Origin of the sequence: Delftia lacustris, assembly GCF_040267515.1 — a bacterium.
Taxonomy (GTDB): Bacteria; Pseudomonadota; Gammaproteobacteria; order Burkholderiales; family Burkholderiaceae_C; genus Comamonas; species Comamonas tsuruhatensis.
The window spans coordinates 203938-229578 of record NZ_CP141273.1 but is presented as its reverse complement, the minus strand read 5'-3'; the positions used below and the strand labels follow the sequence as shown (position 1 = coordinate 229578).

Here is a 25641-nt window from a genome sequence, read left to right as displayed (position 1 = left end):
ATTCTAGGTGCCTCATTTTGAGGAACCGTTGTGAATGATAAAAGACTCTATCTCGATGAAGCCACTGGCGAAATGCATGCATTTCCCGATGAGGCTGGAAAATTCATTGCCCTAATTGAGCCCTGTAGCGAAGCACAGTCGTTCGCGAACGATACGCGAATTCCGGATGAAGACGAGTGGTTGTTCTCCAACGTCAAGAGCGGATGTCATGATGGGCTTCTTATCTTCGAGTTGGGGATGGCACAGGCTGCGATTAGCGAGAAGCTAGGAATTGAACCTTTTGTAGCCATCGCTACCCATGGATCGTTACGAAAATATTTCGACTGGGTTAAAAGGATGGCCGGCTCAGATCTGTCAGATTGGGCGCCTGTAATTGTCACGCTGTATGAGTGCTGGGTACCCGCTATAGACCCCTATAGTGATCCGGAATTCACGCCGTACAACAGAAGGGTGTGGCACTACAAACAAGATAGCTACGCTGTCTCCTGTCGCGACGTGGATGTATTCGCACTGCGCCATCGCTCTTGGCGCTGTCTCAAGAAAGGGGAAGAGCGCAAATTTTCTTGCGCTAGATATCGTAGCTTGGAAATAGCTCTCTGGTACCGGGACAATCCAGGCGTGCGTCCAAAGCCAACCATCATGAGAGGCCTATCAGAAAGAGGGTTTTATATAACCGGAAAAACCAAGAGAGCCGCCGCAAGCGAGATCTTGACTTGGCCATCACCGGACCTTAGTGTCACAATTAATAGGGCTAGAAAGTTCGTTGAACGAGGTGTGGAAGACGTGGTAATTTGCGAATTTGGCGTCGGAATCCCGTTTAATGAACAGATGGAAGGCACTTGGAAGATGATTCTGGAACTAGATGTGCAGCGTAAGCAAAATATAAGACTCTATTGCCTGTAGGAAGTACTTCAAGATTCCCTTACGGCTAGGTCCTTCAGCAAGAACTCAAATCTGCGCTTTGGCTGAAGTAGCTGCTATCGCTTGGGCATGCGGCACCTTCGTTGTTTGGTGTGGGTAGCAGTCGCGGTGTGGCCCGAATCGCACTTGAGTGGGGACCATATGGACATTCATCAAAGCCAGCTGCCCGGGAGGCGGCGCGGGTTTCCTCCGGTGCCTGAGCCTGCTTCGCGCGTCTCCGCTGCGATGTACGCTGAGGTTCGCGCATGGCTTCTCGCCAATGACCCAGACGCACCGCGCTTGCTGGACTGGTCTGCTGCAACACTGACAGCGCCAGCGACTCCCGAAAAGCTTGCCAGCGAAGTCATCTGGGTCATCCTGTGCGCCGGCCGCTCTGCTCAGGCAGCGCGCACCATAGAGCGCAAGGTGTGGGACGCGATCAACCACGGGCGGCCGGTAGTGGAGGCGTTCGGCTACCGGGCCAAGGCAGCTGCCATCGAGCGCGCATGGCGTGAACGGGAGCAGGATTTCGAGAAGATGAATAGGGCCGTCGCAGTGGGAAGCGCAGAGGCCTTGGTGGACTGGTGCGGGTCTATCCCCTTCATCGGCGATGACACGCAGTTCCAACTCGCGAAGAATCTTGGCGCTGATTTGCTGAAGCCAGATCGTTGGGTATGTCGTCTGGCAGGCATCCCGGACAACCCCAGGCGCGCGGTGAGGTATCGCTTCCCCGTTTGTATGGCGCTGTGCCGTCCGTTGGCCGAAGCCACTGGAGATCGCATCGCGATGATTGATTCTGCGCTCTGGCTCGCGGCCGCCAAGGGCGTTCTCATCGTTGATGCCAACGCAGGGCCTGTCTTGTTCGACCCTGAGAAGCGGAGCAAAGAACGATCAATTTTTGACGCTGCGCCTAGCGTGCGAGTCGCCTGACCTCGCCTTCACTCTGCGATCAGCTTCGCTTGACAACTCTCTGGATCGAATGGCGTCACGGTGGGGCTGCGACGCACTGTCTGGGGAGCAATGGCAGTGGCAAACGCGGGCTCCGATGGGGTTTCGTAGCGAGCGCGCAACGCGTCTTTCCCAGGGTGAAACTCAGTTTCTGAGGGTGCAATAGCCTCTTGCGTTTGCCATTGCCAACCCACAGACTGACGCCCAGGATAGCTTCTACACGGTGGAAAGACGATGGCGAACTTGGAAGACGCACTGGTGGACAGATGCTTGAAGCGCGCTCGCGACTACGGCGGCGTGCCATTCACGAAACAGCGACTGGCTTCAAGGTGCTTTTCGGATATCTCCATGCATGGCCCAGAAGCCAACACTTCGGTGCGGCTGAAGGGGACCCGTGGCTTGGGTCTAAAAAGGCAACGGCGGCTCTTCCCATCCGGTCCGCTTGGGGTGATCCGCTACGCGGAGCCCGGAGTGCTAGAAGTCGAGTTTCCCTCAGTCGAGCTTTTGACCGCCTTGGATGGCCGCCACACTACGCGAAGAGCCCTTGCTGCTTTCTTCACCGGACCATCGAAGGCCTTTCCAGACAAGATGCCCGTCGCCGTGGCGCTGCAGTTTGCTCAGCAGCATCTCCGCGTCGATCTTGATCCTGAGGTAGTCGAGCTCGCTCACCAGAACACAACCGACGAGCCTTTTGGCAATGGCAGTCACCTGATCCAGCAGCTGCTGGAAATCGAGGATGTCGCGGTAGCGCGCCGTTGGAAAACACTGGACATGGACAAGTGGCGTGCGGCGGGGTTGACCTGGCCCCTCATACGTCCACTGCGCGTTCTATCCGTAGCCCCTAAGACTTCGGGAAGGATGTACCTGGTGTCCGAGCGGCATGCCAAGTTGCTGCGTCATTTCGACCAAGCAGACGACGCGGGCAAGCTGTTCATCGAGCAGTCCGCGGTCCTCGCAGCGGCGCCGCGCCCGCAGCCAGCGCCCCACCAGTAGCGCATCAGCCCCGCTTCGGTTCGGGGTCGCACGCGCTCGCTGCTACTTTCTGTGAGAAGCTCTTGAAAGCTGTGCTTTTCCCCGGAGATTTTTCAGGGCGTCACCTTACTCTTGGACTGGTCCATTTAACCAGTGAGAAGCCCATGAACGACGCTCAATGCCTTGCACTCCGTGATCTGATCATCGCCAGCACGTTCCCTGCGAATGAGCATGGATACGCGGCTCCCCGCTTTCGCTACGTTGCTGTCGTGCGCGACGGCGATTACCCCCCGAGTGTGTCCGGGGACGCCACCGTGCTGTACCACTACTTGCCTGCAGCCTGGGAGCTCGCTGGCGCTGGGAGTGATGCAGACGCCTTCATCAGAGGGCTGTTGAGCCAGTCGCCGTTTCACGGCAAGTCCATCCGCCTTGAGCACCGCCCCAACTCGTGGGATGCGCTGTGGTCGATAGCGGCGGTGAGCCCCCCGGGACAACATGCCCACGTTGGTCTTGATCGAAAGGCCTGACCGCTCTGTCGAAGGTGTGGTGATGCGCGAAGTCGGCACGTTCGGCTCTCACGCCACTTTGGCCGACACCTACCCTGAACCAGGTCAAGCGCAAGCGGCGCTGCAGCAGCTGGTGGAGCTGGAGCCTTACGCGCCGTTCCTGCGCTGGTACAAGGAATCGAACATCGCTGCCGCGTCACTGGATGAGGCCTGCACACGGGCGCCGCAGTCCCCTCAAGGTCAGAAGTTCGTGATCGTCTACCGCCGCGACGAGTGGCTGTGGGGTATCTGGAACAACGCCGGCCTGCAGCACTACGCCGGCAATGGGTCACTGGTGCTTTCGAGCGTGGCCGATTTCCACGGCTCGCGGGTTTCAATGGCCAAGCGTGCCACACGTCCCGGACTGGACGATGCCAAGGGACGGCAGACCATCGTGGGCGACGCCGCCGCCTTGGAGCGGGCTCTAGCCCTTGCGAAGATGGCGCGCTCGGATGAGCCGAAGTTCGGTGAGTACGAATCGCACCCCGGCGTCAAGGCATTGTGCGCCTGGTGGAATGCTGCGGCACCGGACAACATGCGAACTGCGGGGTGCTTTCGCCTCTACGCTTGGGACGACGCAAAGCAGATCTTCCTGGCCGGTGATCCGGAAGAGCCCGCGATGCAGGCGGATGTGCTGGCCGACGGCGGCGCCTATGCGATTTTCGAGAGGGAAGGGTGCCCAACCATTGCAGCTCAGTTCTATCGGGGCCGCGAGTACAACCAAGAGCAAAGCGGCGGTTCCATCGTGTTCAGCGCCAGCGGCATCGAAGCCTATGACGTTGGCCTCAATTCGGCCGATATGGACGAAGCGTACTACTCCGCTCGGGGCCTGTGCGCGTCCCACGTCCAGGCGTTCGCGTCGGACGGGGTGCAGTGACCGGAAGCTGAGAACGCCACTCCAAGGGCCTCTCGGCATAACGCCCGGTTGAGGTTGCCGCAAATTGCGAATATATTCATCCCATGGCAGCCTCGCTGCTCCCGCTCCGCAGGGCATTTGTGGAAGGTCACCATAATGAAAATTCTCATCGGCACCCAAGCCAGCTCTCGCGGCGAAATCGTCTACCTTGGCCACGGCCCTAGCGAGGCCGCCGCCCGACGCTGCTTCCGCGAGTGGCTCAACAAAGGCCTAAACCCCAACGATGAAGAAGCCGCAGGCGGGCGCCTGCTCGATAGCAGCAAGTGCACAGAGCGCTTGTTTGCGGCGCTCACTGCCCCCCAAGCCGAAGGTGCAACGGCGGATGCGATACATGCCTTCAACTGGGCCAGCGGGAGCCTGTATTTCAACGAGTCAGGTCTGCTCGATGCCCGCTACGTCTGCCGCGAAGAGTTTGAAGTAGCAAATCCCCATCTGGCCCGGAATCCACAACCCGCGCCCACGGTCGATGCACAGTGGGATGGAGAAGATGGCTACGTGTACGACTGAATCACCTCGCGAACAATTTCTCTGCCGCACAGGCAGCCGATTTGCACGCAAAGGGCATCATGATTCGCGCACAAGACAAAGCGTCATCCGGCTGGGTGAGCCGCATCATTCATCGCTACGAAGGCCTCTACCCCGAGGGCCAAGCTGACCGCACAGCGGTGGCTGCAGGCTTGGAGAAATCAGGGGGCTGGTGGCTCGCTGGTGAACTTCTGGTGCTCGCTGACACCCTGGGCGACCCGAAAATTAGCAGCATCATCCACACGATGCTCAATCCTCCAAGTCGCCATTCGCGGGTGACACAAAAGCAGCGGCATGCCGTGGCCGATGCACTTCTGACGCGCTATGAGACGGCGTGGCATGTCTATGCAACAGCCATGGGAAAGACAGTGGATGAACTGAAAAGCGCGAGGGACGATTGATGGAAGGCCTTGATTTCTCCGGCCTCACAGATGACCAGCTCATAGAGTTGGCCCGTGGCTGCTGTGTAGAAGCCTTGGCGCGCAGCGTTTCAGTCACAAATGCCATGCTTGACATGATGCGCGATGAATCTGCGAAGGCCCGCGATCTGGCCGAGATTGCCAGAAACCGGGATCGCGCATTGATCTTGCAGGCTGCAGAGCTGGTGGGCCGTGCACCCGATGAAATCAGCATTTCGCATGTCTATTCGCGTGGCAGTCGGCGCGTTTACATCAACATGGGCCGCTATCGCTTTTCGCGGCACCACATCGTGGACTACAACACGGCGACAGCCGAAATATCGACCGTGGCGGCGTTGCGCGATGTGCGGCCCCAACTCATTGAATTTTGCGCGGGCCTCACTGCTGTCGTCCCACTCGACACATTTATCACAACATGACACGTCAACTCGTAAACCCCCTGCAGAGCCTCATTGGCAAAGCCAAAGCCTCGTTGCCTCAGCACACAGGCACCGTGGCAAAGGCTCACGACCGCATGACGCGCCTGGCCAGCGGGCAAACCGTCGTGCTTGCGGACGTTTCCGGCTCGATGGACAGCCTTGCCTGGGGTGGCCGCAGCAAGCATTCCCTGTTGGGCGAAGCGATTGCTGCCACAGCAGCAGGCCACGAAGTCCTGGCATTCGCCGAAGATGTCACACCCGTGCCGAATGCGTCCTCGCTACCACCAGCCAGCGGGAGCACTGCACTGCATCTGGCTCTAAACGCCGCGCGTGAGCGCAATCCTGGGCGCATCCTCGTCATCAGCGATGGGGAGCCCGACGACGAAGTGGCAGCGCTGGCAGCCGCCAAAGCGTTTCCAGGCGTCATTGATGTGCTGTACATCGGCCCGGACAGCAACGCAGCAGCGATGCGATTCTTGCGCTCGCTAGCCCAGGCAGGCCATGGCAGGTATGAAGGCAGCGACATAGCGCGAGCTGGACAGCCAGCACTGGCACACACGGTGCAGCGACTTATCGGGAGATCGGCATGAGCTACGTCGTCTACACAGTGCTCAATGACGGCATTCGGGAGCGCGTGACGCATGAAGACTGCGATGCCTGCGAGCAGGCCGGCATCATCGATCGCACGCTCTTGCCCGTGCTCAACACCGGCAAGGGCTGGGCCGACAGCCGCCGCAGCGGCTATAGCGTGACTGGGGAAATCAAGGCCAATGCCGCCACTTTCCAGTTGCTGGATGAAGGCGTGCCCGTGGCCGTGCTGGCGGTGTGTCTCAAGGCCAAGGCCAGCGCTGGGCTGTGGCGTTGGATCACGGCCAATGCGCAGGCGCAATTGCCTGATGTGGGCGAAGCACCTCCGCCCGCCTGGGCCGCGCTGCGCTATGGCGTTCCAGAAGCCGCGCTGCCGTCCTGGCTGGACTGGTGGGCCAAGCATGTGGCCTTTGCACTGCTGACCCGAGAGGGCTGGTGAGGTGACCGGGAACGAGCTGCAAGCCCTGCTGGATGCGCGGGCCATCAAGCCTGTGGCGTGGGCTGCCGCCCTTGGCGTGAATCAGTCCACCATATATCGCCTGATTGAACGAGGCGATACTCCGCTGCTATCGCCGTGGTCCCATGCGCTGGCGGCCTTGCGCAACGTAGCCAAGGAGACCTTGCGGACGAAGCTTCAAGAAGCGCGTTCACGCGCAGCAGCGCGCACGCCGGACGAGCTTGCGCTCGTCGCCCATGCGCATGCTGTGCCCGAGGCGCTTGACGGCTATCTTGATGCCTATATAGGGGAACATGTCGGAGAAGATCCGGTGTGGCTGCAGCGGCTTGGTGGAGAGATCAAGGCGCTTTGCCCCTCGCTGCAACCCTACTCGAACCTGACCCTGGGGGGCTATCGAAATTCATCGAAGACTCCGACAACCCGAAATCTCCAGACGATGTGCAGGACCTGTTCCCCGCGCTGGTGGTGATGTCCGCCTTCTGCGCAGCTGAGGTAGATATCGAGGATGCGTGCAGGGTAGCGTCCGCCGAGAGCTTTCTGTTGGTTTGCGAGATGCTGATCGAGCGGCGGACTTCTACCAAGACAGCCTTTGCCGATGCCTTGGCACTGGCGAAATTCAACTCGGCACTGGCGCGACATGATGAGGCCGTGCGCAGCATTCAGCGCTGGCGCGAGGAGGCTTCGCGGCAAGACAAGATCCGCGCCGAAGGGACCTATCTCTATGCGAAGGGGCCACTATCTCGCGAAAAGCCCAAGACCATGTTGGAGATGGTGAGCCGCGTACGCAGCTACGGCCATAGGCCTATTTTGGCGAAGCAATCCTGGCATGACTTTCAGAGGGAAGCAGCGGGCAAGGAGCACCTCATCCCGCTTTCTCATGCTATCTCACGGACCGCCACAGATGCAGATGCAGATGCAGATGGTCCACCTGCCCGATAGGCTGGCGCTGGCGCTGCAAGACGTTGTCTTGGCCCTCCAACAGGGCCTTGCCGACGCGCAGCTGCGAGCTTACCTGCCGATGGTGTCCAGGCGCTATATGGCGCACGGCGTGCACATCTACTACCGGTGCCTCAGTGGGCGGTCGGCAGGCGCGCGTTATGCCGCCTCGGCCGTTCCCGCAGAGCATCTGGACCGCGCGCGCCGCGTCGTTGTGATTGCCGACATCTCTCTGGACGTGCACTGGCAGGGCTTGGGCTTCTTCAAGGCCTTGATCGCGGAGCTTTGCGAGCCCCGGCAGGACATCGACCTTATCGAGGTCGAAAACGTCTCAAACGCGCGCCTAGCGGGGCACTTGGCACGTTCTGGCTGGCACTCGCGCAACGGGCTGGCTACAGGCGGTTGCTGGGTCACGACCACCGCGCTGGCGGGCCATTCCTCGGCGATCTCGGCGCCGCTATGAGAAGAGGGGCGCCATGCGGTGCGCCAGGGAGACATCCTGGCCTCCGACGTGCATGGTCGCGGCTGAGTCGTTGGCAGGTGGACACGCGGCACTTGGAGTGCGCTCGCGGAGAACGTTGATCTCACGCCTCAGCTGCTCTATCTGCGCCTTGAGCTGTGTCCCTTCGGCCGCTGCCTCCTGCAAGCCTGCAGCCAGCCCATCTCTGTAGGCAGCAAATTGCCCAGCCGTCTTCATGCCTTCGGAGGCCTGGATGAAAGCGTCCATTTCGTCCACGAGATTGCTACCGAGGCAACGAACGACTGCCCGTGATTCACGATCCAAGACCGGGACGCCTTGCCTGCTGTCCGCAGCCTCGTCATCAGCATGGGGCTGGCGCTGCAGGAGTACCTCGGTGGCATAGGAGATGTCATCGAGCTCGCTCAGAATTGTCCGAGCCGCCATACCCCGAATGAAGATTGGCATGAGCTCGCGGCGCCAGACGGCGTTGTTGATTGCATTCCAGCCTTTCTCGGTGACCACGTAGACCTCTTCAGGCACGCTGGGGTCGGTTGAGCCAGCAATCGCAATATGGACGGCACTGGAAAGGAGCGGTAGTCCAAAAAAGTATGCCCCCTCGCGAGGCGCAGGGTCCATCTCCTGAGCGGTGCTCGAAAAGACCTCAGCCAGATCCCAACCCGATGCGACGGCCGTCTCGATGGGAAAGAAGCAGGCGTCATACCACTGGTCTTCCTGATCGATCATGTACAAACGCCCCAGCAAGGCCATGTCCCGCTCCATCAACTCAACGTGGCCACGTGTCATCGACACCATGCGCGAAGTGGTTTCCCGGAGCAGATCCCAGGCGCGAGACTTGAAGCGCGTTTCCTTCAGGCTCGCCGTGATCGACTTGGCTTGACAAAGCTTGAGCAAAGACGCCTCAACCTCCTCCGGAGCAACCTCGCCCATCGCAGCCAGCCTTACCGTCACCATCAGGTCATCCATGCTGTTCAGGCGGCGATTTCTCTCATGCTGGCGCTGGCGGTTGCGCTTCTCTTCCTCGCGCTTGCGCAGAGCACGCTTCTGGTCGCTTGTGAGCTTCTTTCCGGCCAAGGGTGCCTCCTCAGGAGCTGGATGTATCGAGATGGGCCGGCATGGAGCCGACTACGACCTTCTGCTCATCTTCGTCGAACGTGAAATAGATCCGTAGGCAGAAGCGGGGGTCTCGCGCGCTCCCCTTTGTGATGTGCTGGTCGAGGAATCGTCGGCGACCCCTCCATCGAATGAAGTATTGGTCTCCGCGCTCCCCTGCTCTTGTCGGATCGACCGAGCCACCATATTCCAGCCCCATCGCATCGGCCTTCTCCTTGAACGCGAAGCGGTCGGCCGCGCCAGTCTTGACCTGGGTGTACTCGGTCGCCAGCAACTCCAGGCAATCGTAGAGAAACGCGGCGTTTTCGTAGGGGCTGCGCTTCGTGGCGCTGATGGCGCGCGGCAGTATGGTGATCCGGTCCATGTTTGCCGCAGCCCAAGCGTCGATGTCAGCAAGCGTCAATTCGGGTCCAATTGGCGGTGCTTCAGGCACGGAGACTGCGGTGCTGGGCTGGCTTTGGTGATGGATCCGGCGCTGGCGCTGGGGGAGCTTGGACAGCGTCTTGGAAAGATGTGTCCAGTACTCCACTTCGCTTTGCAGGTGGGCAATGGCACTGCGGTTGTCCAGGACTGCAGTGACTCCGCTCTGGGAGCATCCAGCTGCGAGCAGGTCCGTGAACGTGGGGATTCGCGCACTATCCAGAGGCGCTCCGAGCACAGGGTTGAAGACCTTCTCCCAAAGGGAAGGAAGCAGCGACCGACCCGCAGCCGCCTCCCAGTTCAAACGGCAGCCTGCGACGCACTTGTCCTCAGCCACAGGCACATGGAACACCTCCCAATGACTTGCGTCCATTGTGTCGAGTGCTTGTACGGCGAAGTACTTGCCCGATGGATCAATCCACCACTGGATGTGCAGCCGATCGCCCCGTATCGAGCCCGTTGAATCCGGCACTGGTGCGATAACGCAGCTGTCGATCCCTGCAAGGTAGTCCCACATACTCGCGGCGAGCTCGTGCTTGCCCGGGGAGGGGGCTACCTCTCTCACTGTATCGATGCCGGTCCTGTCCACGTAGCTCCCTGTGTCGTTTAGGACGTGATGCTACCCGGTCAGAGTATGGACGGTCTTATTGGTCACCGCATCGGTCGGAAGCGCGAGAGCGTCACCATCGCGCGGCGCACATTCGCGCGGGTCGGAATCTCTGCAAGTGCCTGGGCAAGCGCAGATTCGGGCGACTGCTGCATCGTCACAAGCACTGAACCGCCAGCAGCCAAGTGCCGCTCCAGGATGAGCCGCAGTTCCTTTTGACTGAACGGAATGGTCTCGGTTTCGTCAATGATCCAGACCTCGCCTGCGTCAGCGTTTGTCACGAATGGGAAGCTCCCAGCGTCAAGGGCGCCAGCGCCAGCTGCCTTAGCACCTTCGAAATCGACGACGGTCAGCGGCACATCACCGAAGGCCTGGGAATTGGAACCGATGGAGTTGACACGGAGCATTGTGCCGCCAACCACTTCGGCCAACTTCGCGTAGGAGCCGCCGACATCGGCGACCCTCACCGTGCGGCCTTCTCGCACTGCGTTCAGTGCGTAGTCGTAGGCCATGAGCGTCTTGCCGGAACCTGATGGGCCGCAGACGATAGTGAAGTCTTGCTGCTGCATGGAAAACCGATCCGAAGTGCACGTGCGTGCGGTGGCCACGGCGAGCGTTGAACTCCCGCTGTTCATGGCGCAGGCCGTCACATGCTTCCAGTGCCTGTATCCCGCTTCCTTGGCGACCTCGTCCAGGGCGTATGCATGCAGAGTACCGGGGGCGGCTCGTACGCGAAGCTTTGCCGCCTTCTTGAGCTTGGAGACGGCATCTGCAGGGGTGTGAACGTGTTGCATGGATATCCTGACTGGCGGATCTGCCCGGTGCCTACCTGCCGGAACTCCGCGAGTGGGAGATCGGATGCTTTTTGATGGGTGAAATGTCGTCCCTTCGGGTTTGCAAAGGTAGGCAGCAGGCTTCGACACAGCCTAAAGCAACTATATTTTAGTGCAATTCTGCATTGCACATGTTTGCAATTAATTGATTCAATTCAGAGCTTGGTCAGGCTGGCGCTGCGCGGAATGTCCCATCGAACGAGCATCCATGCGCTCCGAACCCAGCCTTGACCTCCGACAGGAGCTGGGGCATTGGCCTAGCAGCATTGTCAGCGGAGCATCAGAGTAATCGCGCAGAACGCCACGAACGCGGCGAGGTACTGCGCAAGCAGATAGCACAGCATCGCGAGCGCAGGCCGCATCGCAAACCAGGCGCAGTGAAGTAAAGCCCGCACAACAAACATTGCGGCGCGTACCAGGTGGGCCAGAAAAGCTTTCATACGTATCTCCATATGCACAGGAACAGTCCCGTAAATATGTGTAGCGTTCTGGCACGTGCCGTTTCGGCTCGCCCCCCGCTTCCGTAGTGGAAAAGTGGCCGCGTGCATTGGCAGTTTTCGGGGTCAAAAATTTTTCGAGTGATGGATCCACCACCGAGCATCAAAGCCTTCACAGCCTCAATCGAGCGCAGGGCTACCAAGCCGGGGGACGCGTCATAGCGGCCCTGGGTGATGTCACCTCACGCGAAAGCTGAAGGGTCTGCAGTTGACCAGACGGCAGTTGGTCGGCCGCACACCCTACCTGCTCGCTTTTGATGTGAGATAGGCCCTGCCCAGTTGCTTTGTCCAGCAACTCCGCCCTGTGTGGTCGCTCAGGGCCGGGAAGTGCCCTGCGCTGCAGAGCTGGCCCATCCGCCCTGCATTCCCAGATCCGCTCGCCATCCTTTGCCGCCATGGGCGAGTACGAAAGGCATCCGGCTGGGGCTGGCGCTGCGCTGCGCGGCCAACGGGAGGCGGGCAGTCCATACCTTGCCTTGCCATCGCTGGGAGCTGAGAGCGGCTGTCTCGACCACGCCAGGGACTTCCGAGAAGACCTCTAAATCCTTTCCGCGAAGCTCCGTTGGAAGTCCAGCGACCTCGACCTCCAGGTGGGCGCCGTTCACCCGCGCCATACTGCCTGCGCTGTTGGGAAGTGGCTGAGGCATGGCCTTCGCCGCTGCCGCGAAGGCCTCTGCATGAGCGACCGTTGGAGCGCGCACGGGGAGCTTCAGGACGAAATCGCCCTCCTCGGGGATGCACTCCTTGCGACACATCAGCCAGGTGGCATGCAGCTTGACGTCCACCTCAGCGGCCTGGCCAGGGCTGAATGACGAGGAGATGGACACGGGAACGGGAAGGAGTACGAAGCCGTCATATCCGTAGTTGACCAGCTTTCCAAGCGGGAACCTGCGGGGCAGAGGCCATGCGATGGCGCCCGCTTCCATGCCCTGAGGCAATCTCCACGCCAGCTCGGTCGGGAGGCCCGCGTCGCCTGGGTTGGTCCAGTAGGTGTGCCACTCTGGCTGGTGCGCAAAGGTGAGCCCGAGCCATAGAGGCTTGCCCACGGCGATCCCTTCAGGTGCATGCGCCACCAGTTCCGCGCGTACGTGCGGAGTGACGACCTGGTTGCTTGGCCTGGATGCATCCTGCTTTTGCAGATTGAACTGGGCTGCGGCTTGCATGGGGAGTAGGGCGATGGCAGGCAAGAGCGCGGCTGCACTGACGAAACTTCGAAGCATGGTCTGTATGGGTGCTCTGTGGAATGGGAAACAGGTCATGGCGAAGGGGTTTGAAACTCGCCAAGGACCGCATCGGCAAGTCGAGTACCACCATTGTTACGATCCCCCGCAATAAGGCGCAGCCTCAATGCGTGCCCGGGGCGTGTTTGCCAGCCATGGGCAGCCCATCTCAGGAATCGCAGGGGGCGGTCTCCCCGCTGCATCAGTGCTGTCAGCGCGCGCCATGAGGGTTTCGGATCCCACTTCAAGCCCAGCTTGAGAACAAGCTTCTCCGTGATTTCGCGAAACGGCAGGACCTGAATAGGGCGGTTATCGCTTTGGATGGCGACTGCCCAGGGAAAGAACGGCACTGGAGAGGCGGTGAAACCCGGTATTTCCGGGAAAGGGTGTTCGACCACCCGCGCCAGCCGATCCACTCCTGCCAGCCGCTGGAGCTGTGTACGGTTCTTGCCTTCCCCCGCTAGGTACAGCGGTAGCCCAGTCCAGACGTCAACGGACGACTCGGTACCGTCCCATTGGTTGGCGGCGAGGGCCCTGAGCTCCAAGTCTTCGCGGGGAAGGGATGGCGTTTCCTTGTAGAGGTCCTTGCGCACCCAGCCCAAAACGGCCCATGGCGGGATCTCACTCAACTGGATGGTCGACTGAAGTTCGCGGCGACAGAACCTGCCACCGAGAAGCATTGCCACGAAGCTGTCGGGAAAGGTGGGCCCGTCTTCCTTTGAACCCTCGGCAAAGTCCTGCAGGTCTAAACCGTGCGGCCGAAGTGCGTCATCAATCCATGCTTCATTCCCGCCTTCGCCATGCCATCGAAAAGCATGGTCCAGCGCATCTTTGAGCAGGCATATCTCTTCCAAGATCGGCCTCCAGCTTGGGTCGATATGCACCTTCACCGGCGTGGCCGTGGCCGAGGTCTGAGTAGAGGTCTCAGTCATGGGCTGCCGCCTTGGCTTTGGCCGCGCGTCTGTCGAGGGAGGCGATCATGGGAGTATTTCGAAAGTGCTGGAGCAGCCTCACCTTCTGCTCTGGGAGAAGGGCAGAGGCCTCGATCATGGCTGGCCAGGCCTCATGCGCACGGCGCACCGTGGCCTTGACGATCGAATGTAGCTTGGGCTCCGAGAGCATCGGCACAGCGTTGCAGAGCTGGCGGATAACTGCGGGCGACACGCGAGCATGCTTTAGGCCCCCCGGGGAGAAGGCAAGCGCATGGCCGCGCCCCGTGAGGTACGCTGCGTAGGCCACCACGTCGTATGCCGGTGACAGTGTTGGCGTGCGGCCATCCAAGTACAGGAGACCGAAGTTCTTCAGGTGGCCGTCAAAGTTGCCCAACAAATCGTTGACGACGATCCGGCGCAGCAGCTCGTGCGCGGCTTCCAGCCCCAGCGCCTCGGTGTTTGCCAGCAGTGAGAGCATGGTCGCGTAGGAAGCATAGGGGTGGGTGTATTTCTGGTCGGGTGGCACGCCGAGGATCTGCGCGAAATCCTCGCAATGGACGTGCTTGCGGCCCGCGCGATCGAAGCGGCGGACGGCGAGAAATTGCTTGCCCTCGCCCAGAGTAAAAGGCTGGTCAGCATCGATGTGCTCAAGGGGCTGCAGCGAGACCTCGCACACCTGCACGCCCGCCGCTGCAGCGAGGCGCATCGACAGCTCTTCCACCTGGGGCAGTAGCGGGTACTCAACGGTGGGTAGCTTCGCAATGATGTGCACGCCCCTGGCGTCTTTTGTCCTGGCCACGTAGCGTCCACCGGACTGGATCAGGGATAGCTTGGGCTGAACGCCGGATAGCGACGTGGCTTCGGGTACCGGCACGGGCACTACGGACATCTCAAGAGCGTCGTTGTCCTGGGTGACAACACTCGACACGCTGGCGCGGTCAAGAGGCGCGGGCTCCACATAGACCGCGCCAGGCAGATCCGTGCCGCACAGGCTGAGCAGGCCGAAGTGGTCACCCTTGCCGAGATTGCCGATTTCCTCCAGGTGCCGGCGCAGGGGGCCTTCTGGCAGGAGGTTCTGGAACCAGTTGGGGAGCATTTCCCCGTCCCCGTTGAAGAAGGGCTGGACGGCGTGCTCAGCGAGGAAGGCCACGCGCACGGTGCTGTCTGCCACCCAAGCATTGGCCGCGAGGATGGGGGCTGTGTCGTCCATCCAATACTTGAGGTCCGGCACAAGGCGCGTGATCGCCGAAGGGCCAGTGCCGTACTGGTAGAGGAGGCCGACCCGGCGCTTGGAGGTGCCGATAAATACGTCAAGGGCTCGGTACTGCATGGTCTCCCCGTCAGGTCACGCTCTCGGTAGCACTCAGGGCCGCGCGGTGCGCTTGCTCCTGCTCGCTCTCGAAAATCCTCTTACCAGTCGCGTGGTGCTCCACCCATGCGCGCCAGCCATTGCGGGCCACTACTTCTGCACCGGCAAGAGCCTCCGCGCGCTTCATGGGGTTGTCGGCGCTCGCTGTCACTCGCGTGAACATCGCAGGGTTACCCACGACGTACATCAGGTTCCAGACCTTGGTGTTCATTCGACCATTCCTTTTAGTTTTCCGTGCAAGTTCCCTCCGGGATTCGTGCCATCCACTGCCATCAAGGCCCGCGCCTCTCCCCAGTGGCGGCAAAGTCCCAACGTGGCCATCTGATGACCAAGCGGCCCTACCGGCACGCGGGCTGCGTGCGCATAGTCGGCGGCCAAGACCTAGTGGTCCGTGTAGATGACCTGGCCGACCACCTTGCCGTTCGCCACGATGTCCGAAGCCGCGTACACGAAAGGCGACACGTCTTCAGTGTTGCAGCGGCTTTGCTGGCCGACCGTCACGGGGTAGAGCTGGCCGTCTTCGTCGCAGTAAAAGAACTCGGGCACGTCCTCATCGCAGTCTTGCAGATCGTATGCACGGCTCACGTGGCCTGCGGTCGTGGGCCACAGCTTCTTGCTGCCGTTCTCCAGCACCCGCCGCTCGAAAAACCGCGACTCCCACCAGTCGTTCACCTCGGCCTCTCGCTTGCGAACTGCGCTGCAGGCTTCCTTGAATGCTGCTTCAAGGCCGCGATTGTCGCGGACCCATTCGATGTGTGCGGTGCTGCTCATGGTCAATTTCCTCTTCCTTTGGGATTGGGGCCTGGGGCGTTCCCGGCTATGAGTCGTTCCACATCCGACACCACGGTGCGCCCTGCGTGCTGGCGCTGGACGAGCGACTGTGCAGCTTCGCTGGGCACCAGCATGAGCTCGAAACCCAGCTCCTGCGCCAGCGCCATGGCGTTTGTAAGCCTCGGTGCTGTAGCGCCTTCAAGCACGTGCCGCACGGACTGGGCGGACAGCCCCGTCCGGGTCGCCAGTTCGTTGACGGTCAGTCGGCGAGCCTTCTTCGCCTCCCTCATCGTCGCAGCGAATTCCTGTAGTGATCGCATGATATGAAACTAGCATCTTTGTTGAAAACAATACTTTTATATCACACTGGCTGCAGAAAGTAGATGGTTATAAAACTGTCGTTTTAAGAAAAAACAATAGTTAACTATCATATTTTCCTTGACACCAAGGTACGGCTGTAGACAATTCGTTGCATGGTTGCAGCGCGGTCGCTCGGACGAGCTGCATGGTCATCTACTAGGTTTGCCCATATGGAGAAGGAAAGCATGTCCCAGCTCTCGAACAGTGACTACGCCGCCCTCGTAGAAGAGCTTGTGTGGGAGCGCGATCAACTCGCCTCCCGCTTGGAGGAGCAGCGCGATGCCCTGGAGGCCACGACGGCTTACGTCGAGCTCTTCACGAAAGACGGCGTCCGCAAGCAACCCCCTGCCTGGGCCATCGGCCATGATGGCGATTTCGATGCCCAGGTGATGGCAGACCGTGCACGGAGTGTGCTGGCCAAGCCGAGCTCTATTTCCTCGATCGCGTGATACGCCTGCTTGTTTGTCTGGCTGGCGCTGGCATCCATGCTTTCGACGGTGTACTCGGGGGCGTGGGCGAGGTGGTGCAAGCGAACCGAAGGGGGAGATGATGGCTGAGTCCTGCGATAGTCGGAACGAGGAGAGGGGTAACGAGGGGTTGCGATTGCTTAGCCGCCCGTGCCCGGGTTGCCCATGGCGATGTGACAAAGGCGCTGCCGACATTCCCGGCTTTTCACTGGAGAAAGCGCGCGGGCTTGTTGCCACCAGTCCCGATGCACGCGGATTCGGCCCGAGCTTTGGAGCCCCTCTGTTCGCGTGCCACCAGTCCAAGGAAGGGGAGGAACTGGCTTGTGCCGGGTGGCTGGCCACGGTCGGTTCGCGCCACCCCAACGTGCGCCTCGCGGTCATGAGCGGGCGATTGGACGGCGAGGCGCTTCGGCCAGCGCTCGATTGGCCGGAACTGCATGACAACTATGGGGATGTTCTGCGCAAGCTTGAACAGACCGAGAGCTAATCGCCTGATGGCGGCTGGCGCTGCCTTGACACGTCTCGGCTGAACATCCGCGAGCTGTGCGTGCCACAGGCGCTTCTTTTAACCCACACCTGATGAGTTGCGCGGCCAGGATCAGCAAGCAATGCCGATCAATCTGCGCGACGACGAAGCGAAGGAGAGAGACCTAATGGGACGTTTTACGAAATCTGCAGTCATAGACGACATCAGGGCCAGGGCTACCCGCGTGGAGGAAGAACAGGGCTTCGACCGGCGCACCGGTACTGCCCAGCTCCTCCCGCCTGGCGCTGACGAAAGCACCGAGGCACTGATTGATCGCGCAGTCGCTTATGGGGAGTGGCTGGCGCTTGAGCGTGTGGCCGAGGGTATTGAAGACGGCCAGCTGGGCAGGTCAGCCAGCCAGTAGGAGGCAACGTGCGCGCATATCTGCTCATCTTCATTTCAAGTCTTGGATGCGTCCTGGTCGGCTTCCTCGCAGCGACCAAAGTCTCGCCGAGCTCGCTTTTCACGGGGGAAGCGGCTTGGCCAGCACTTGCTGCATTGTTCATTGGCTGTTTGGCGCTTGCCTGTATAGCATTTGAGGGGCGTAGGCTGGACGAACGCACCCGTCCAGCAGTCAAGGAAACCTGCCGCTAGTAGATGCCGCGCCCCTGGCGGGCGTCTAGCCGCTCATCGCGGGACAGAGTGCGGGCGACCTGGTGCGGCCGTGCACACGCCGCGTCAAGCAGGCGGCGGAGAGAATGCATCTTCTTGCTTTGCCAACGTGACAGGACTACGAATGCATGAGTACACGATAGAAATCCCTGGCCTGGCTGAAGCTGTAGCCGCCGTCGCGCAGCCATTGACTTCTTCCCGGGACAAGGACAGGCACGAGACGCTCCTGGCGGCTGTTCGCGGTGTCTCGGGCTGCGCTTCCGTGGCGTGGGCGACGAGCCGCGAAGGCGGATGGCTGACTCGACGCGGTGTTGCCAGCGCGGATGGGTGCCTGATATCGACGGACCATGCTGCCTGGCTGACCAGCGAGTATCTGGCCGATGGCGCGCGCGCTCTGCAGACCTACGAGCGCCTCAGCCAGCTACAGCTGCGGCTGACCAAGACGGAGTTGACGGAGATCTATCTGGTGGTCGATCGAGGCGGAGCCCAGGATAACTTCGTGCAGATCGAGATCGAGCTGCAGCAGGAGACTCTGGACTGCGAGTTGCTCCGGCGCTGGTCTGCCCCGCGCACGTTGCAAGACCTGGTCGAGGAAGCCTGCGGCGATGAGCTACCCGCTGGCGCACGTTTAGCGCTCGGGGCACCGCGCTATGTCGTCAAGCGTGTGATCGATGTCGCCAAGTTTCTCAGGCTTGCAGATGAGCTTGAGGAGCGCAAGCGCGAGCGCGCCCGAACGATCCTCTTTGATGTCAGGGACAGTTACACCAAACAGCCGCTGGGAGTGAAGTCGCTGGCAGACCTGGATCCTGGCCACGACAAATTTCCCTGCAAGGCAAGGCGTCTTTTCTCGGACTGGGAGGCCAGCAGCGCGGGCCGCGCCGGCGCCCGCCTTTGCCAGCACTGGGTGCTCAAGACCAGCGATTGGCAGGACCCGAGTCCTCGTGGTCTGCGTGAGTTGTCGATCGTGCCGGTGTGGACGTATGGAAAGCATCTCGCCGAAGTCAGTTCACGAAAAGGTACGTCCCAGCAGCTGCTCGACAAGCTCCAAGTGATCGACCGCCGAACGGGCGTGCCTTTCGCCTGGTTCTTCTATCTCCTGCACGGCAACCGGGTGCACGATGGCTCTGGTCATCGCATCATCAATGCCGCCGAAGCCGGGGAGATCGACTTGCCTGAGTGCGACTACCAGACGCTGCGCCGCTGGCGCGAGCGCGAGTACGGCTTCTAGGCCAGCGATGAAGACCTGGGACTCTGCCGATCGAGCTGCCCATCTCGCCCGCGTGCGCCAGCGGGAGACTGATGTCCTCGGCCCTTCGGGGCGCGAGACGCTGGACGCTCGCGCCAAGGCGGTCCTGCTGCCAGCAAACGGTGATCGCCTGCGTCTTGTCAACGAGGCCCTCGCCGCCCCCTCGCGCGCGAAGGCCATCGTGTGGCTGCACCGCGCCGCTGATCGGCTCGGCATGGCCGTGGCACCCGAAGTCGCTTGCCGCCGAGGCTGCTCTGCTTGCTGCCACCAAGACGTGCTGGTGTCTGATGCCGAGGCAGCGCTTATTGGGCGCGCGATCGGCCGCAAGCCGGTGGCCGAGCCAGCTGGCGCTGTGGTCGTCGCACGCGACCTGCAGGACGCACCTGTAGTGCCTATCCGGCATTCTGGTGAGCCGTGCACGTTCCTGCAGGATGACCAATGCAGCATTTTCCGAAACCGTCCGCTGATGTGCCGGCTGCACGCAAACTTCGACCGCGACGCGCTGCTCTGCCAGATAGTGCCGGGTGAATCGATCTCTGCGCCGTACGTGGATGCGTCGATCGAGAAGGCCGTGTACCACGGCAAGGTGACGGCCGGTGGCTTGGTGGCCGATCTACGGGACTGGTTTCCCCGCGCCGCAGAGCGCTGACACATGCGTGTTCCAGAATCCCTGGGGAGCGAGAGGCAAGGGAAGAGGGCAGGGTGGCATGAGCGCACATCGATCTGGTGCCGTCCAGGCGCCTCCTGATGCTGGCGCTGGAAGCTGCCCCGCCGACGCCAAGCCTTCGCCGTAGCGCAGACGAGAGGCACTGCGGGCGTACGCAGTAGCGATTGCGAAGGTCAAGCAGGCTCGGTGCAATCGTTGACGATGAAAACGCTGTGCGCGCTGCTGAACCGGTGCGGGTGGGCGCCGCCGCGTGGCTCGGTATCTGCGTGGGCCGCTTGCGTGCTCTAGGCGGTTGACCGGCGATCAGCGCTGGCCGCGCTCGTGCTCGGCGCGCGATGCACGAATTGGCCGATCCCCAGGGCAACAGTCCGCGCAGGTTGGGAGCCAAGCAGGCCAGGCCGGAAATCATCGCCCTCCCGGTAGTCCGCCACCCCTCCAATTGCGCAGTAAAGGCGAGGCCAGCGGAGGCTGGCGCTGGGGAACTTCGCCAGGGAGGCCTGTGTACCGCCACAGGTCCTGCGGAGATACCCAATGCCGCCGCTCCCTCCGCCCGGAGGCGCGCGCACGGAGATGGCTGTGTCGATGCTCCAAGCCTGTGGCGGTGCGTTGAACCCGCCTCATGGCGACTCGTCCACGGGTGGGAGGATCTTGAGCACTTCCGGCCAACGGCTGACTTCGGGGGTGGAGAAGCCCCGGGCCCGAAGCCATTGGAGAGCCATGACCACGTCTTTCACAGCGTAAGCAGTCAGGGAGAGGTCTGGCACGCCCACGGAGGGAGGAAGAACCTCATCCCACCCATCGAATGCAGGCCACGGCGCAATCTTCTGCGTGCCGTCGCGATGCTGCACCCGAACCCAGCACTGACCATCGGTGCCGCGAACCACCCCTACCGACGTGTTCTGCTGGTGCTGCCAGGGCCAGGGGTGCTGTGGCAGAGACTGCAAGGGTCTTGTGGGCGTTGGAGCGAACTGCGCTCGACGAGCAGCTTGATGCTGGCTCGCGCGTTCACGCAGTGCGCGTAGCTTGGCATCGGCGAGCGCCATAGCGCTATCGTGGCGTTCCTTGAAGCGCGCCATCAAGGCGGCTGTGTTCTCCATGAGCATTTGGCGCTCCGCCTCGTCGAGTGTTCCACCGCCGCCACCACCAGCAGAGTACGACGGCAATCCCAGAGCGTTGGTGCTTCCATATCGCTTCCCGAAGCAGGTGGAACCCAGGACCATGAGAGTGCCTTGGTCCTCGACCACGTGGATGGCGGCATAGACGCCGTGGCCGCAGCCCGGGTTTTGACACATCACCCGGCGAGAAGGCTCGACAGCCACGATGGCGAGCAGGCGCGCGCGGGGGTGAGTGGGGCTTGGTTCCGTATTAAGGCTCATACGCTGGGGTTGAGGTGTTTATGGCCATCCGAGTGTTACTGCGATTCAGGGCTACACACCGCATCGAAGACACGCGTAGTCTCGGATTGCGCGTCAATCCCGGGTGGCTTGCTAAATCAATTTTTCACTTTTCTCTCGCGGGGATCTTTAAAGCAGTGGCGGGGTGCACCCCGCCTAGCGACGACTGTCCGTGGCGAGCTGGAGCTTACCGCAGCCGGAGGCTGATCGTACCAACCAAGATTTCGCTAGGTGATGACACCATGCGTCCGTGCAGCCGGAGTCGAGATGTGTATTCGCACGGGTAGGCGTTCGTTCGCACGAACCAGCGCTCTCGTTGATTCAGCGGCCAACAACGCCGCCATAGACGGCTGCTCTGAAAGCCATCGGGTGCTGGTGCAGTGCGTTCTGGGCCGTGTGCAGAACACGTCGCTTGGTTCAAATGAAAAGCGCGGGGGGGCAGGGAGCAGCAGGTTGAGAATTTACATCCGGCTGGCGCTGGCGCACCTCATTGTGCATGCGAATAGGGGCAAAAATGGTTTGCAGGTGCAAATTGACGGCCAGTTCCTGCGAGACACTGGTCGGGGTAACTCGCGAGTCTTTTCCCAATTACACGAAGCGCCAATCATCGAAGTCGCGCCCACTAGGGATGCGCGGCGATCAGCAGAGGTCTTGCACGCTGGAAAGTATCGCTGTTGAGCAGATGGCTTGAGGACGAACGTCCCTCGATGTGCGAAAACTGGGGAAGCTACAGAAGGTCAAATGCATGGTATTTAATATTACATGACCTCGCCCTACGGCTCTAAAGACCGCCATTGCACGAACTTTATATCTTGAGTGCTTCGCACTACAGAAACGAAGCGTATTTGGACTGATGGGGCAGGGGGCTCGAAATTGGTGGAATGCCCTCCAAGCGTGCGGAAATTCTCAGGGCCAGTACTAGCCGCCAGGGGACGTCGGTCGAGCTATAAGCCTGGAAATCAACGCAAGATATCCGAGACCATCAAGCGGCTCGGCGTAGCCGTCTTGAATGCGCTGTAACTGGGGAGCAGCGATAAGGTCGCCGAGATTGAACCCATGCAGAATTGCGGAGAAATATACGCGCCGAGGCACACAGCTAGTTGTTGGATTATGTTGAAGGTTGAGCATGGCAGCTCGTAATACGGAGAACGCCTCGAAATGTCCGAGCATCGAGGTGCCACGATGAGGATAGGTAATCTAAGCCGAAGAAGAGAGGAACAAAATATGGCGAGCTACGCTAGATGCTCGTGAAAGTGAATGAAACCAGGTGAGGAATGCGGAAATCCAACCAGATGCCGTGAACAATCTACAGCTAATACACGTACAGCAAGAGACTCACTGCCTTCGGCCATGGTTATGCAACACGAGTGCCCGCTTTGAAGCGAAGAGGCTTGCAGAACCATGAGGAAGTCCCGCTAAGACGTTGGTAGCCCGAACTGCCGCCGTAATCCGACGTTCAAGCATCCGCTGCTGCGAAACCCGACCCAATAGCTCCGGGTGAACCGATACTCAAGTACGCCTGTACGCGAAAAAAGATCACCGCGCTAGAACTCCATATACTGAGCCATGACGCTTCGCTAGTACCTGATGTCCATGGGGCGGATCGGTTGCAACGTCGACGAAAGTTGGACACAGCGGTTCATCTGCTTTGGGAGTCTCTACGTCGCTTCTTTATAGATTCGGGCACCAGCACTTCTTGAAAAAGCAGCTTCTACATGCCTAGAATAGCACCTTGTGAGGCGTTGTCCGGTATTAGTCGAGGGAAAGTGATTCTCTTCATACGCGAACCTAGGTTCGTAAAAACGAATTACCAGGAACTCTATCGAAATGGATCCGTGACTTCGGTGTATCCAGGAGCATGAGTAGCACCCCTGGGGTACGATGCAGAGTTCCCGCGTTCGAGAATAAAAATCGATGTTAGTCGGTCATGGCGGAGGCAAGACCTCAACGCCCATCGCGTAGCTTTTGCAACTTCTCATCGGCAACGCGTTTTACAGCCTTTGCAGCACGTATGGACATGATTGCCCTGACTAGATGATAGGCTTGTCGTCGGATTGACTGCATTTGCAATTCAGTCTCACGCACGACTTCCCACTCCCAATCTTTGGCGTGCTTTTTCAGTTCTGCATCGGTGTACGTCATGTTCTTGCTGTCGCGTGCAATTGCAATCCGTGTCCTGGTGCGGTTGGCCTTCGAGCCGTACCACTTGATGCCCTTCCACACGATCTGGAGGTTGTTGCCGCGTTTGACGCATGAGAGTTCTAGGGCGCTACGTGACTCATACCCGGTGGCCCTGCGTTCATGAGCAGTCACCGTGTCCCAGTAGTGATCAGCGATCCGCATTGCTTCGTCGTACAGGTCGGTGACGATCGCCTCAAGCGATTCGATACCCTTGTCATGGCCTTCCATTCATACCCTCACATGAGCCTAGTTACCGTGGGCTGATCTACCCCCCAGATGCACCCTGGGCGTGCTTTTGCCCGCCATCAGGCGCTGTCGAGCGCTACAAACCTTTAGTCCGCCCTAGAAGCACCTATCCACCCGTTACCGGGTGCATCTGGTAGGGTAGATGCACCCGGTAACGGGCACATGGATGATAACATCGTCAATCTCGCTGCGATCTTTCCCGCGTTCAGCCACCACATGCAGCCTATCAGGGTGCATGTGGGGTGGCTTCTGGCGCTCCAGCGTCGCCAACTCACTAGCCAGAAGCCGAAATGCTCCTGCGGAGAATCGCCTCGCTAGCCGGAAAACGCAGAGGCACTACAGAGGGGCGACTGGAGCCATACAGAGCGAGGCGACTAGACAACCACAGGGCGTAAACTGATCCACCACAAAGCTCCAACCTTCCAAAAAATTGCATTAGAATTGCAATTCCTAATTGTGCAAAGGATTGCAATGAACGTCATCGGTCTGGACATCGGCTACTCGAATCTGAAATTGGCTTTTGGCGACAGCGAGGAGGGCATGACAACAGCAATTCGACCTGCAGGAGCAGCGCCCGCCGATCGTTTTGGAAGCCGCTACGATGGGAAAGCTCAGGACGACTTCCTTCATGTTCTGGTTGATGAAGAACCATTTGTCGCAGGCGTATCTTCTGATCAGGCTGCATTGTGGGAGCGTTCGCTGCATGCTGAATACTCGAATACGCAATCCTACAAGGCGTTGTTTCATGCAGGCCTCCTGATGTCAGGCATGTCTGATGTGGATATGCTGGTCACAGGTCTGCCAGTCCATCAGTACAAAGATGAGAAGCTTCGCGCAGCCCTAGAGAAGAAATTCGTTGGCAAGCACCGCATTACACCCAAGAGAACTGTGGAGATTGCCAAGGTGAAGGTGGTTGCTCAGCCTGTTGGTGGGCTGTTCGACATGATCAACCAGGATGACGAAGCGAAACCGAAAATCGATGAAGAAGCGAGAATTTTGGTGATCGACCCGGGGTTCTTCAGCAACGACTGGGTATTGATTGCTGATGGCCAGCTTCAAATGCGTTCAAGCGGAACAAGTCTCCAGGCATCATCGGTTGTTCTGGAACAGGCGGGCATCCTCCTGGCCGAAGAACATGGGGTGAAGCCCACGGTTGAGAGCTTTGAAAAAGCCATGCGTGAAGGTAAATCTTCAATTTTGGTAGCTGGGCAGCGCGTCGCTATTGCTCCGTACATCGAGCAAGCCAGTAACGCCCTGGCGTCGATAACCACTAATTCCATATTGACCTCCCTTCGCGCAGAGAAGATGTCCCCGGACGTGATTGTGCTGGTAGGTGGGGGGACGGAGTTCTTCCGAAAAGGGATTCAGGAGGCCTTTCCCAAGCTGGAGGTTGTTTCCCCGAAGCAGCCGGTTTTGTCTATCGCGCGGGGCTACTGGCTTCTTGGACAGGTATGAGCGTCAAGATTCTTGTCGCTCTGAATGAGGCATTCCAGGCCCTACAAACGCATCTGGAAGGAATGCCTTCTTCAGTCCGATCGGAGCGGTTGCGAGCCCTCGCCTCTATCGGTCTTCAAATCCAGACTGGCAAATTACAGGCTGCGATTAGTGCTCCAGATCTATTTTTTGGAGGGAGTGCTTTAAGGACTGCCTTCTTGCAGTTTCCAGTTGTCCTCAACGAAGCGTATCCTGACCTGCATCAGGTGTTGCGTGATACACCTGCACGGCTTCGGGCAGAACGGTTGAGGTCGCTTGCACTGCTTGGCTTACATGCAGTTGCTGTATCTGCAGAGCCTGCACCAGCTCAGCCTGCGCGGTCACGTTCGGAGTCACGACCGACGATGGATGCAAACCCGAAGACTCGGGTGGTGCATGAGGTGGTGCTGCCCACTCCTGAAAAGGTGCAGCAGGAGACAGTCGAGAAGAAGCCTCCGCCCGAGACCTCTGAGGAACCGCCTTCGATATCAGCTATCGCCGATACTGAGCACGCTCCTAGAAAATTAAAGCCACGAGTAGCGCGCTTCGCATTGACTCTAGGAACATAAAAAAAGGCCACCTTGGGAAAGGTGGCTTTTCTACG

General features: G+C 60.0%; 32 protein-coding genes. 20 read left to right on the top strand and 12 right to left on the bottom strand.

The annotated features are described in order from the left end of the window. Positions 1 to 30 precede the first annotated feature (30 nt). From U6958_RS01130 to U6958_RS01070, 13 genes are all read left to right on the top strand, one after another. Positions 31 to 903, top strand: a complete 873-nt coding sequence (locus U6958_RS01130) for a hypothetical protein (protein ID WP_143044565.1) — start codon at positions 31 to 33, stop codon at positions 901 to 903. Positions 904 to 1062: 159 nt separating this feature from the next. Continuing rightward, on the top strand, positions 1063 to 1830 hold the full coding sequence (locus U6958_RS01125; RefSeq protein WP_208607056.1) for a hypothetical protein: 768 nt from the start codon (positions 1063 to 1065) through the stop codon (positions 1828 to 1830). Between the two features lie 252 nt (positions 1831 to 2082). After that, on the top strand, positions 2083 to 2841 hold the full coding sequence (locus U6958_RS01120; RefSeq protein ID WP_047219632.1) for a hypothetical protein: 759 nt from the start codon (positions 2083 to 2085) through the stop codon (positions 2839 to 2841). A 143-nt stretch (positions 2842 to 2984) separates the two neighbouring features. Further along, positions 2985 to 3347, top strand: coding sequence for a hypothetical protein (locus U6958_RS01115; RefSeq protein ID WP_052862764.1), 363 nt, complete (start codon positions 2985 to 2987; stop codon positions 3345 to 3347). Then, positions 3316 to 4242 carry a hypothetical protein gene (locus U6958_RS01110; protein ID WP_143044566.1) on the top strand — a complete coding sequence of 309 codons (927 nt, stop codon included), beginning with the start codon at positions 3316 to 3318 and terminating at the stop codon, positions 4240 to 4242. The genes U6958_RS01115 and U6958_RS01110 overlap by 32 nt, the downstream gene beginning before the upstream one ends. A 135-nt stretch (positions 4243 to 4377) precedes the next feature. After that, the gene (locus U6958_RS01105; RefSeq protein WP_143044567.1) at positions 4378 to 4788 is read left to right on the top strand and encodes a hypothetical protein; all 411 of its coding nucleotides are present in this window, start codon (positions 4378 to 4380) and stop codon (positions 4786 to 4788) included. Positions 4789 to 4847: 59 nt separating this feature from the next. Next, the gene (locus tag U6958_RS01100; RefSeq protein WP_143044568.1) at positions 4848 to 5207 is read left to right on the top strand and encodes a hypothetical protein; all 360 of its coding nucleotides are present in this window, start codon (positions 4848 to 4850) and stop codon (positions 5205 to 5207) included. After that, entirely contained in the window at positions 5207 to 5644 is a 438-nt protein-coding gene (locus U6958_RS01095; protein WP_047219629.1) for a hypothetical protein, read from the top strand. Before U6958_RS01100 ends, U6958_RS01095 begins: the two co-directional genes overlap by 1 nt. Beyond that, on the top strand, positions 5641 to 6234 hold the full coding sequence (locus tag U6958_RS01090) for a vWA domain-containing protein (protein WP_047219628.1): 594 nt from the start codon (positions 5641 to 5643) through the stop codon (positions 6232 to 6234). Before U6958_RS01095 ends, U6958_RS01090 begins: the two co-directional genes overlap by 4 nt. Then, positions 6231 to 6671 (top strand): hypothetical protein, encoded by a 441-nt coding sequence (locus tag U6958_RS01085; protein WP_047219627.1) that lies wholly within the window; start codon positions 6231 to 6233, stop codon positions 6669 to 6671. Before U6958_RS01090 ends, U6958_RS01085 begins: the two co-directional genes overlap by 4 nt. Before the next feature lies 1 nt (position 6672). Further along, a complete protein-coding gene (locus tag U6958_RS01080; RefSeq protein ID WP_143044569.1) occupies positions 6673 to 7158 on the top strand; it encodes a hypothetical protein in 486 nt (161 codons plus the stop codon). Next, a complete protein-coding gene (locus U6958_RS01075; RefSeq protein WP_143044570.1) occupies positions 7128 to 7628 on the top strand; it encodes a hypothetical protein in 501 nt (166 codons plus the stop codon). Before U6958_RS01080 ends, U6958_RS01075 begins: the two co-directional genes overlap by 31 nt. After that, the gene (locus tag U6958_RS01070) at positions 7591 to 8088 is read left to right on the top strand and encodes a hypothetical protein (protein ID WP_047219679.1); all 498 of its coding nucleotides are present in this window, start codon (positions 7591 to 7593) and stop codon (positions 8086 to 8088) included. The genes U6958_RS01075 and U6958_RS01070 overlap by 38 nt, the downstream gene beginning before the upstream one ends. Here U6958_RS01070 and U6958_RS01065 read toward each other — a convergent pair. From U6958_RS01065 to U6958_RS01020, 10 genes are all read right to left on the bottom strand, one after another. After that, complete coding sequence (locus U6958_RS01065; RefSeq protein WP_047219680.1) at positions 8083 to 9177, bottom strand: hypothetical protein; 1095 nt, start codon at positions 9175 to 9177, stop codon at positions 8083 to 8085. The genes U6958_RS01070 and U6958_RS01065 overlap by 6 nt on opposite strands. A 10-nt stretch (positions 9178 to 9187) precedes the next feature. Then, the gene (locus tag U6958_RS01060) at positions 9188 to 10153 is read right to left on the bottom strand and encodes a hypothetical protein (protein WP_143044571.1); all 966 of its coding nucleotides are present in this window, start codon (positions 10151 to 10153) and stop codon (positions 9188 to 9190) included. A 134-nt stretch (positions 10154 to 10287) separates the two neighbouring features. Next, on the bottom strand, positions 10288 to 11037 hold the full coding sequence (locus tag U6958_RS01055; RefSeq protein WP_047219682.1) for a PhoH family protein: 750 nt from the start codon (positions 11035 to 11037) through the stop codon (positions 10288 to 10290). A gap of 308 nt (positions 11038 to 11345) precedes the next feature. After that, entirely contained in the window at positions 11346 to 11516 is a 171-nt protein-coding gene (locus U6958_RS01050) for a hypothetical protein (RefSeq protein WP_156180084.1), read from the bottom strand. Between the two features lie 371 nt (positions 11517 to 11887). Further along, a complete protein-coding gene (locus U6958_RS01045) occupies positions 11888 to 12736 on the bottom strand; it encodes a protein-disulfide reductase DsbD domain-containing protein (protein ID WP_232244072.1) in 849 nt (282 codons plus the stop codon). A gap of 92 nt (positions 12737 to 12828) precedes the next feature. Then, positions 12829 to 13725 (bottom strand): hypothetical protein, encoded by an 897-nt coding sequence (locus U6958_RS01040; protein WP_047219683.1) that lies wholly within the window; start codon positions 13723 to 13725, stop codon positions 12829 to 12831. Beyond that, positions 13718 to 15055: a type II toxin-antitoxin system HipA family toxin gene (locus tag U6958_RS01035; protein WP_047219684.1), complete on the bottom strand. Its 1338-nt coding sequence runs from the start codon at positions 15053 to 15055 to the stop codon at positions 13718 to 13720. The genes U6958_RS01040 and U6958_RS01035 overlap by 8 nt, the downstream gene beginning before the upstream one ends. A 10-nt stretch (positions 15056 to 15065) precedes the next feature. Further along, positions 15066 to 15305 (bottom strand): hypothetical protein, encoded by a 240-nt coding sequence (locus U6958_RS01030; protein ID WP_047219685.1) that lies wholly within the window; start codon positions 15303 to 15305, stop codon positions 15066 to 15068. Between the two features lie 170 nt (positions 15306 to 15475). Continuing rightward, positions 15476 to 15865, bottom strand: a complete 390-nt coding sequence (locus U6958_RS01025) for a hypothetical protein (protein WP_047219686.1) — start codon at positions 15863 to 15865, stop codon at positions 15476 to 15478. A 2-nt stretch (positions 15866 to 15867) separates the two neighbouring features. Beyond that, positions 15868 to 16185 carry a helix-turn-helix transcriptional regulator gene (locus U6958_RS01020; protein WP_047219687.1) on the bottom strand — a complete coding sequence of 106 codons (318 nt, stop codon included), beginning with the start codon at positions 16183 to 16185 and terminating at the stop codon, positions 15868 to 15870. A gap of 225 nt (positions 16186 to 16410) precedes the next feature. Here U6958_RS01020 and U6958_RS01015 point away from each other — a divergent pair, with 225 nt between their 5' ends. From U6958_RS01015 to U6958_RS00995, 5 genes are all read left to right on the top strand, one after another. After that, the gene (locus tag U6958_RS01015; protein WP_074921889.1) at positions 16411 to 16674 is read left to right on the top strand and encodes a hypothetical protein; all 264 of its coding nucleotides are present in this window, start codon (positions 16411 to 16413) and stop codon (positions 16672 to 16674) included. Positions 16675 to 16771: 97 nt separating this feature from the next. Continuing rightward, positions 16772 to 17179 carry a DUF6283 family protein gene (locus U6958_RS01010; protein WP_350337272.1) on the top strand — a complete coding sequence of 136 codons (408 nt, stop codon included), beginning with the start codon at positions 16772 to 16774 and terminating at the stop codon, positions 17177 to 17179. A 121-nt stretch (positions 17180 to 17300) separates the two neighbouring features. Beyond that, on the top strand, positions 17301 to 17582 hold the full coding sequence (locus tag U6958_RS01005) for a hypothetical protein (protein ID WP_047219689.1): 282 nt from the start codon (positions 17301 to 17303) through the stop codon (positions 17580 to 17582). A gap of 372 nt (positions 17583 to 17954) precedes the next feature. Further along, positions 17955 to 19058 (top strand): hypothetical protein, encoded by a 1104-nt coding sequence (locus U6958_RS01000; RefSeq protein WP_052862766.1) that lies wholly within the window; start codon positions 17955 to 17957, stop codon positions 19056 to 19058. A gap of 7 nt (positions 19059 to 19065) precedes the next feature. Beyond that, positions 19066 to 19725 (top strand): YkgJ family cysteine cluster protein, encoded by a 660-nt coding sequence (locus U6958_RS00995; protein ID WP_047219690.1) that lies wholly within the window; start codon positions 19066 to 19068, stop codon positions 19723 to 19725. Positions 19726 to 20360: 635 nt separating this feature from the next. Here U6958_RS00995 and U6958_RS00990 read toward each other — a convergent pair. Then, complete coding sequence (locus U6958_RS00990) at positions 20361 to 21119, bottom strand: hypothetical protein (protein WP_052862767.1); 759 nt, start codon at positions 21117 to 21119, stop codon at positions 20361 to 20363. A gap of 1962 nt (positions 21120 to 23081) precedes the next feature. Further along, on the bottom strand, positions 23082 to 23546 hold the full coding sequence (gene mobI / locus U6958_RS00985; RefSeq protein WP_047219691.1) for a conjugative transfer protein MobI(A/C): 465 nt from the start codon (positions 23544 to 23546) through the stop codon (positions 23082 to 23084). Between the two features lie 489 nt (positions 23547 to 24035). Between mobI and U6958_RS00980 the strand changes: the two genes are divergently transcribed. Together U6958_RS00980 and U6958_RS00975 are read left to right on the top strand one after the other, a co-directional pair. After that, positions 24036 to 25019, top strand: coding sequence for a ParM/StbA family protein (locus U6958_RS00980; RefSeq protein ID WP_047219692.1), 984 nt, complete (start codon positions 24036 to 24038; stop codon positions 25017 to 25019). Beyond that, positions 25016 to 25606 (top strand): hypothetical protein, encoded by a 591-nt coding sequence (locus U6958_RS00975; protein WP_143044573.1) that lies wholly within the window; start codon positions 25016 to 25018, stop codon positions 25604 to 25606. The genes U6958_RS00980 and U6958_RS00975 overlap by 4 nt, the downstream gene beginning before the upstream one ends. Positions 25607 to 25641 lie beyond the last annotated feature (35 nt).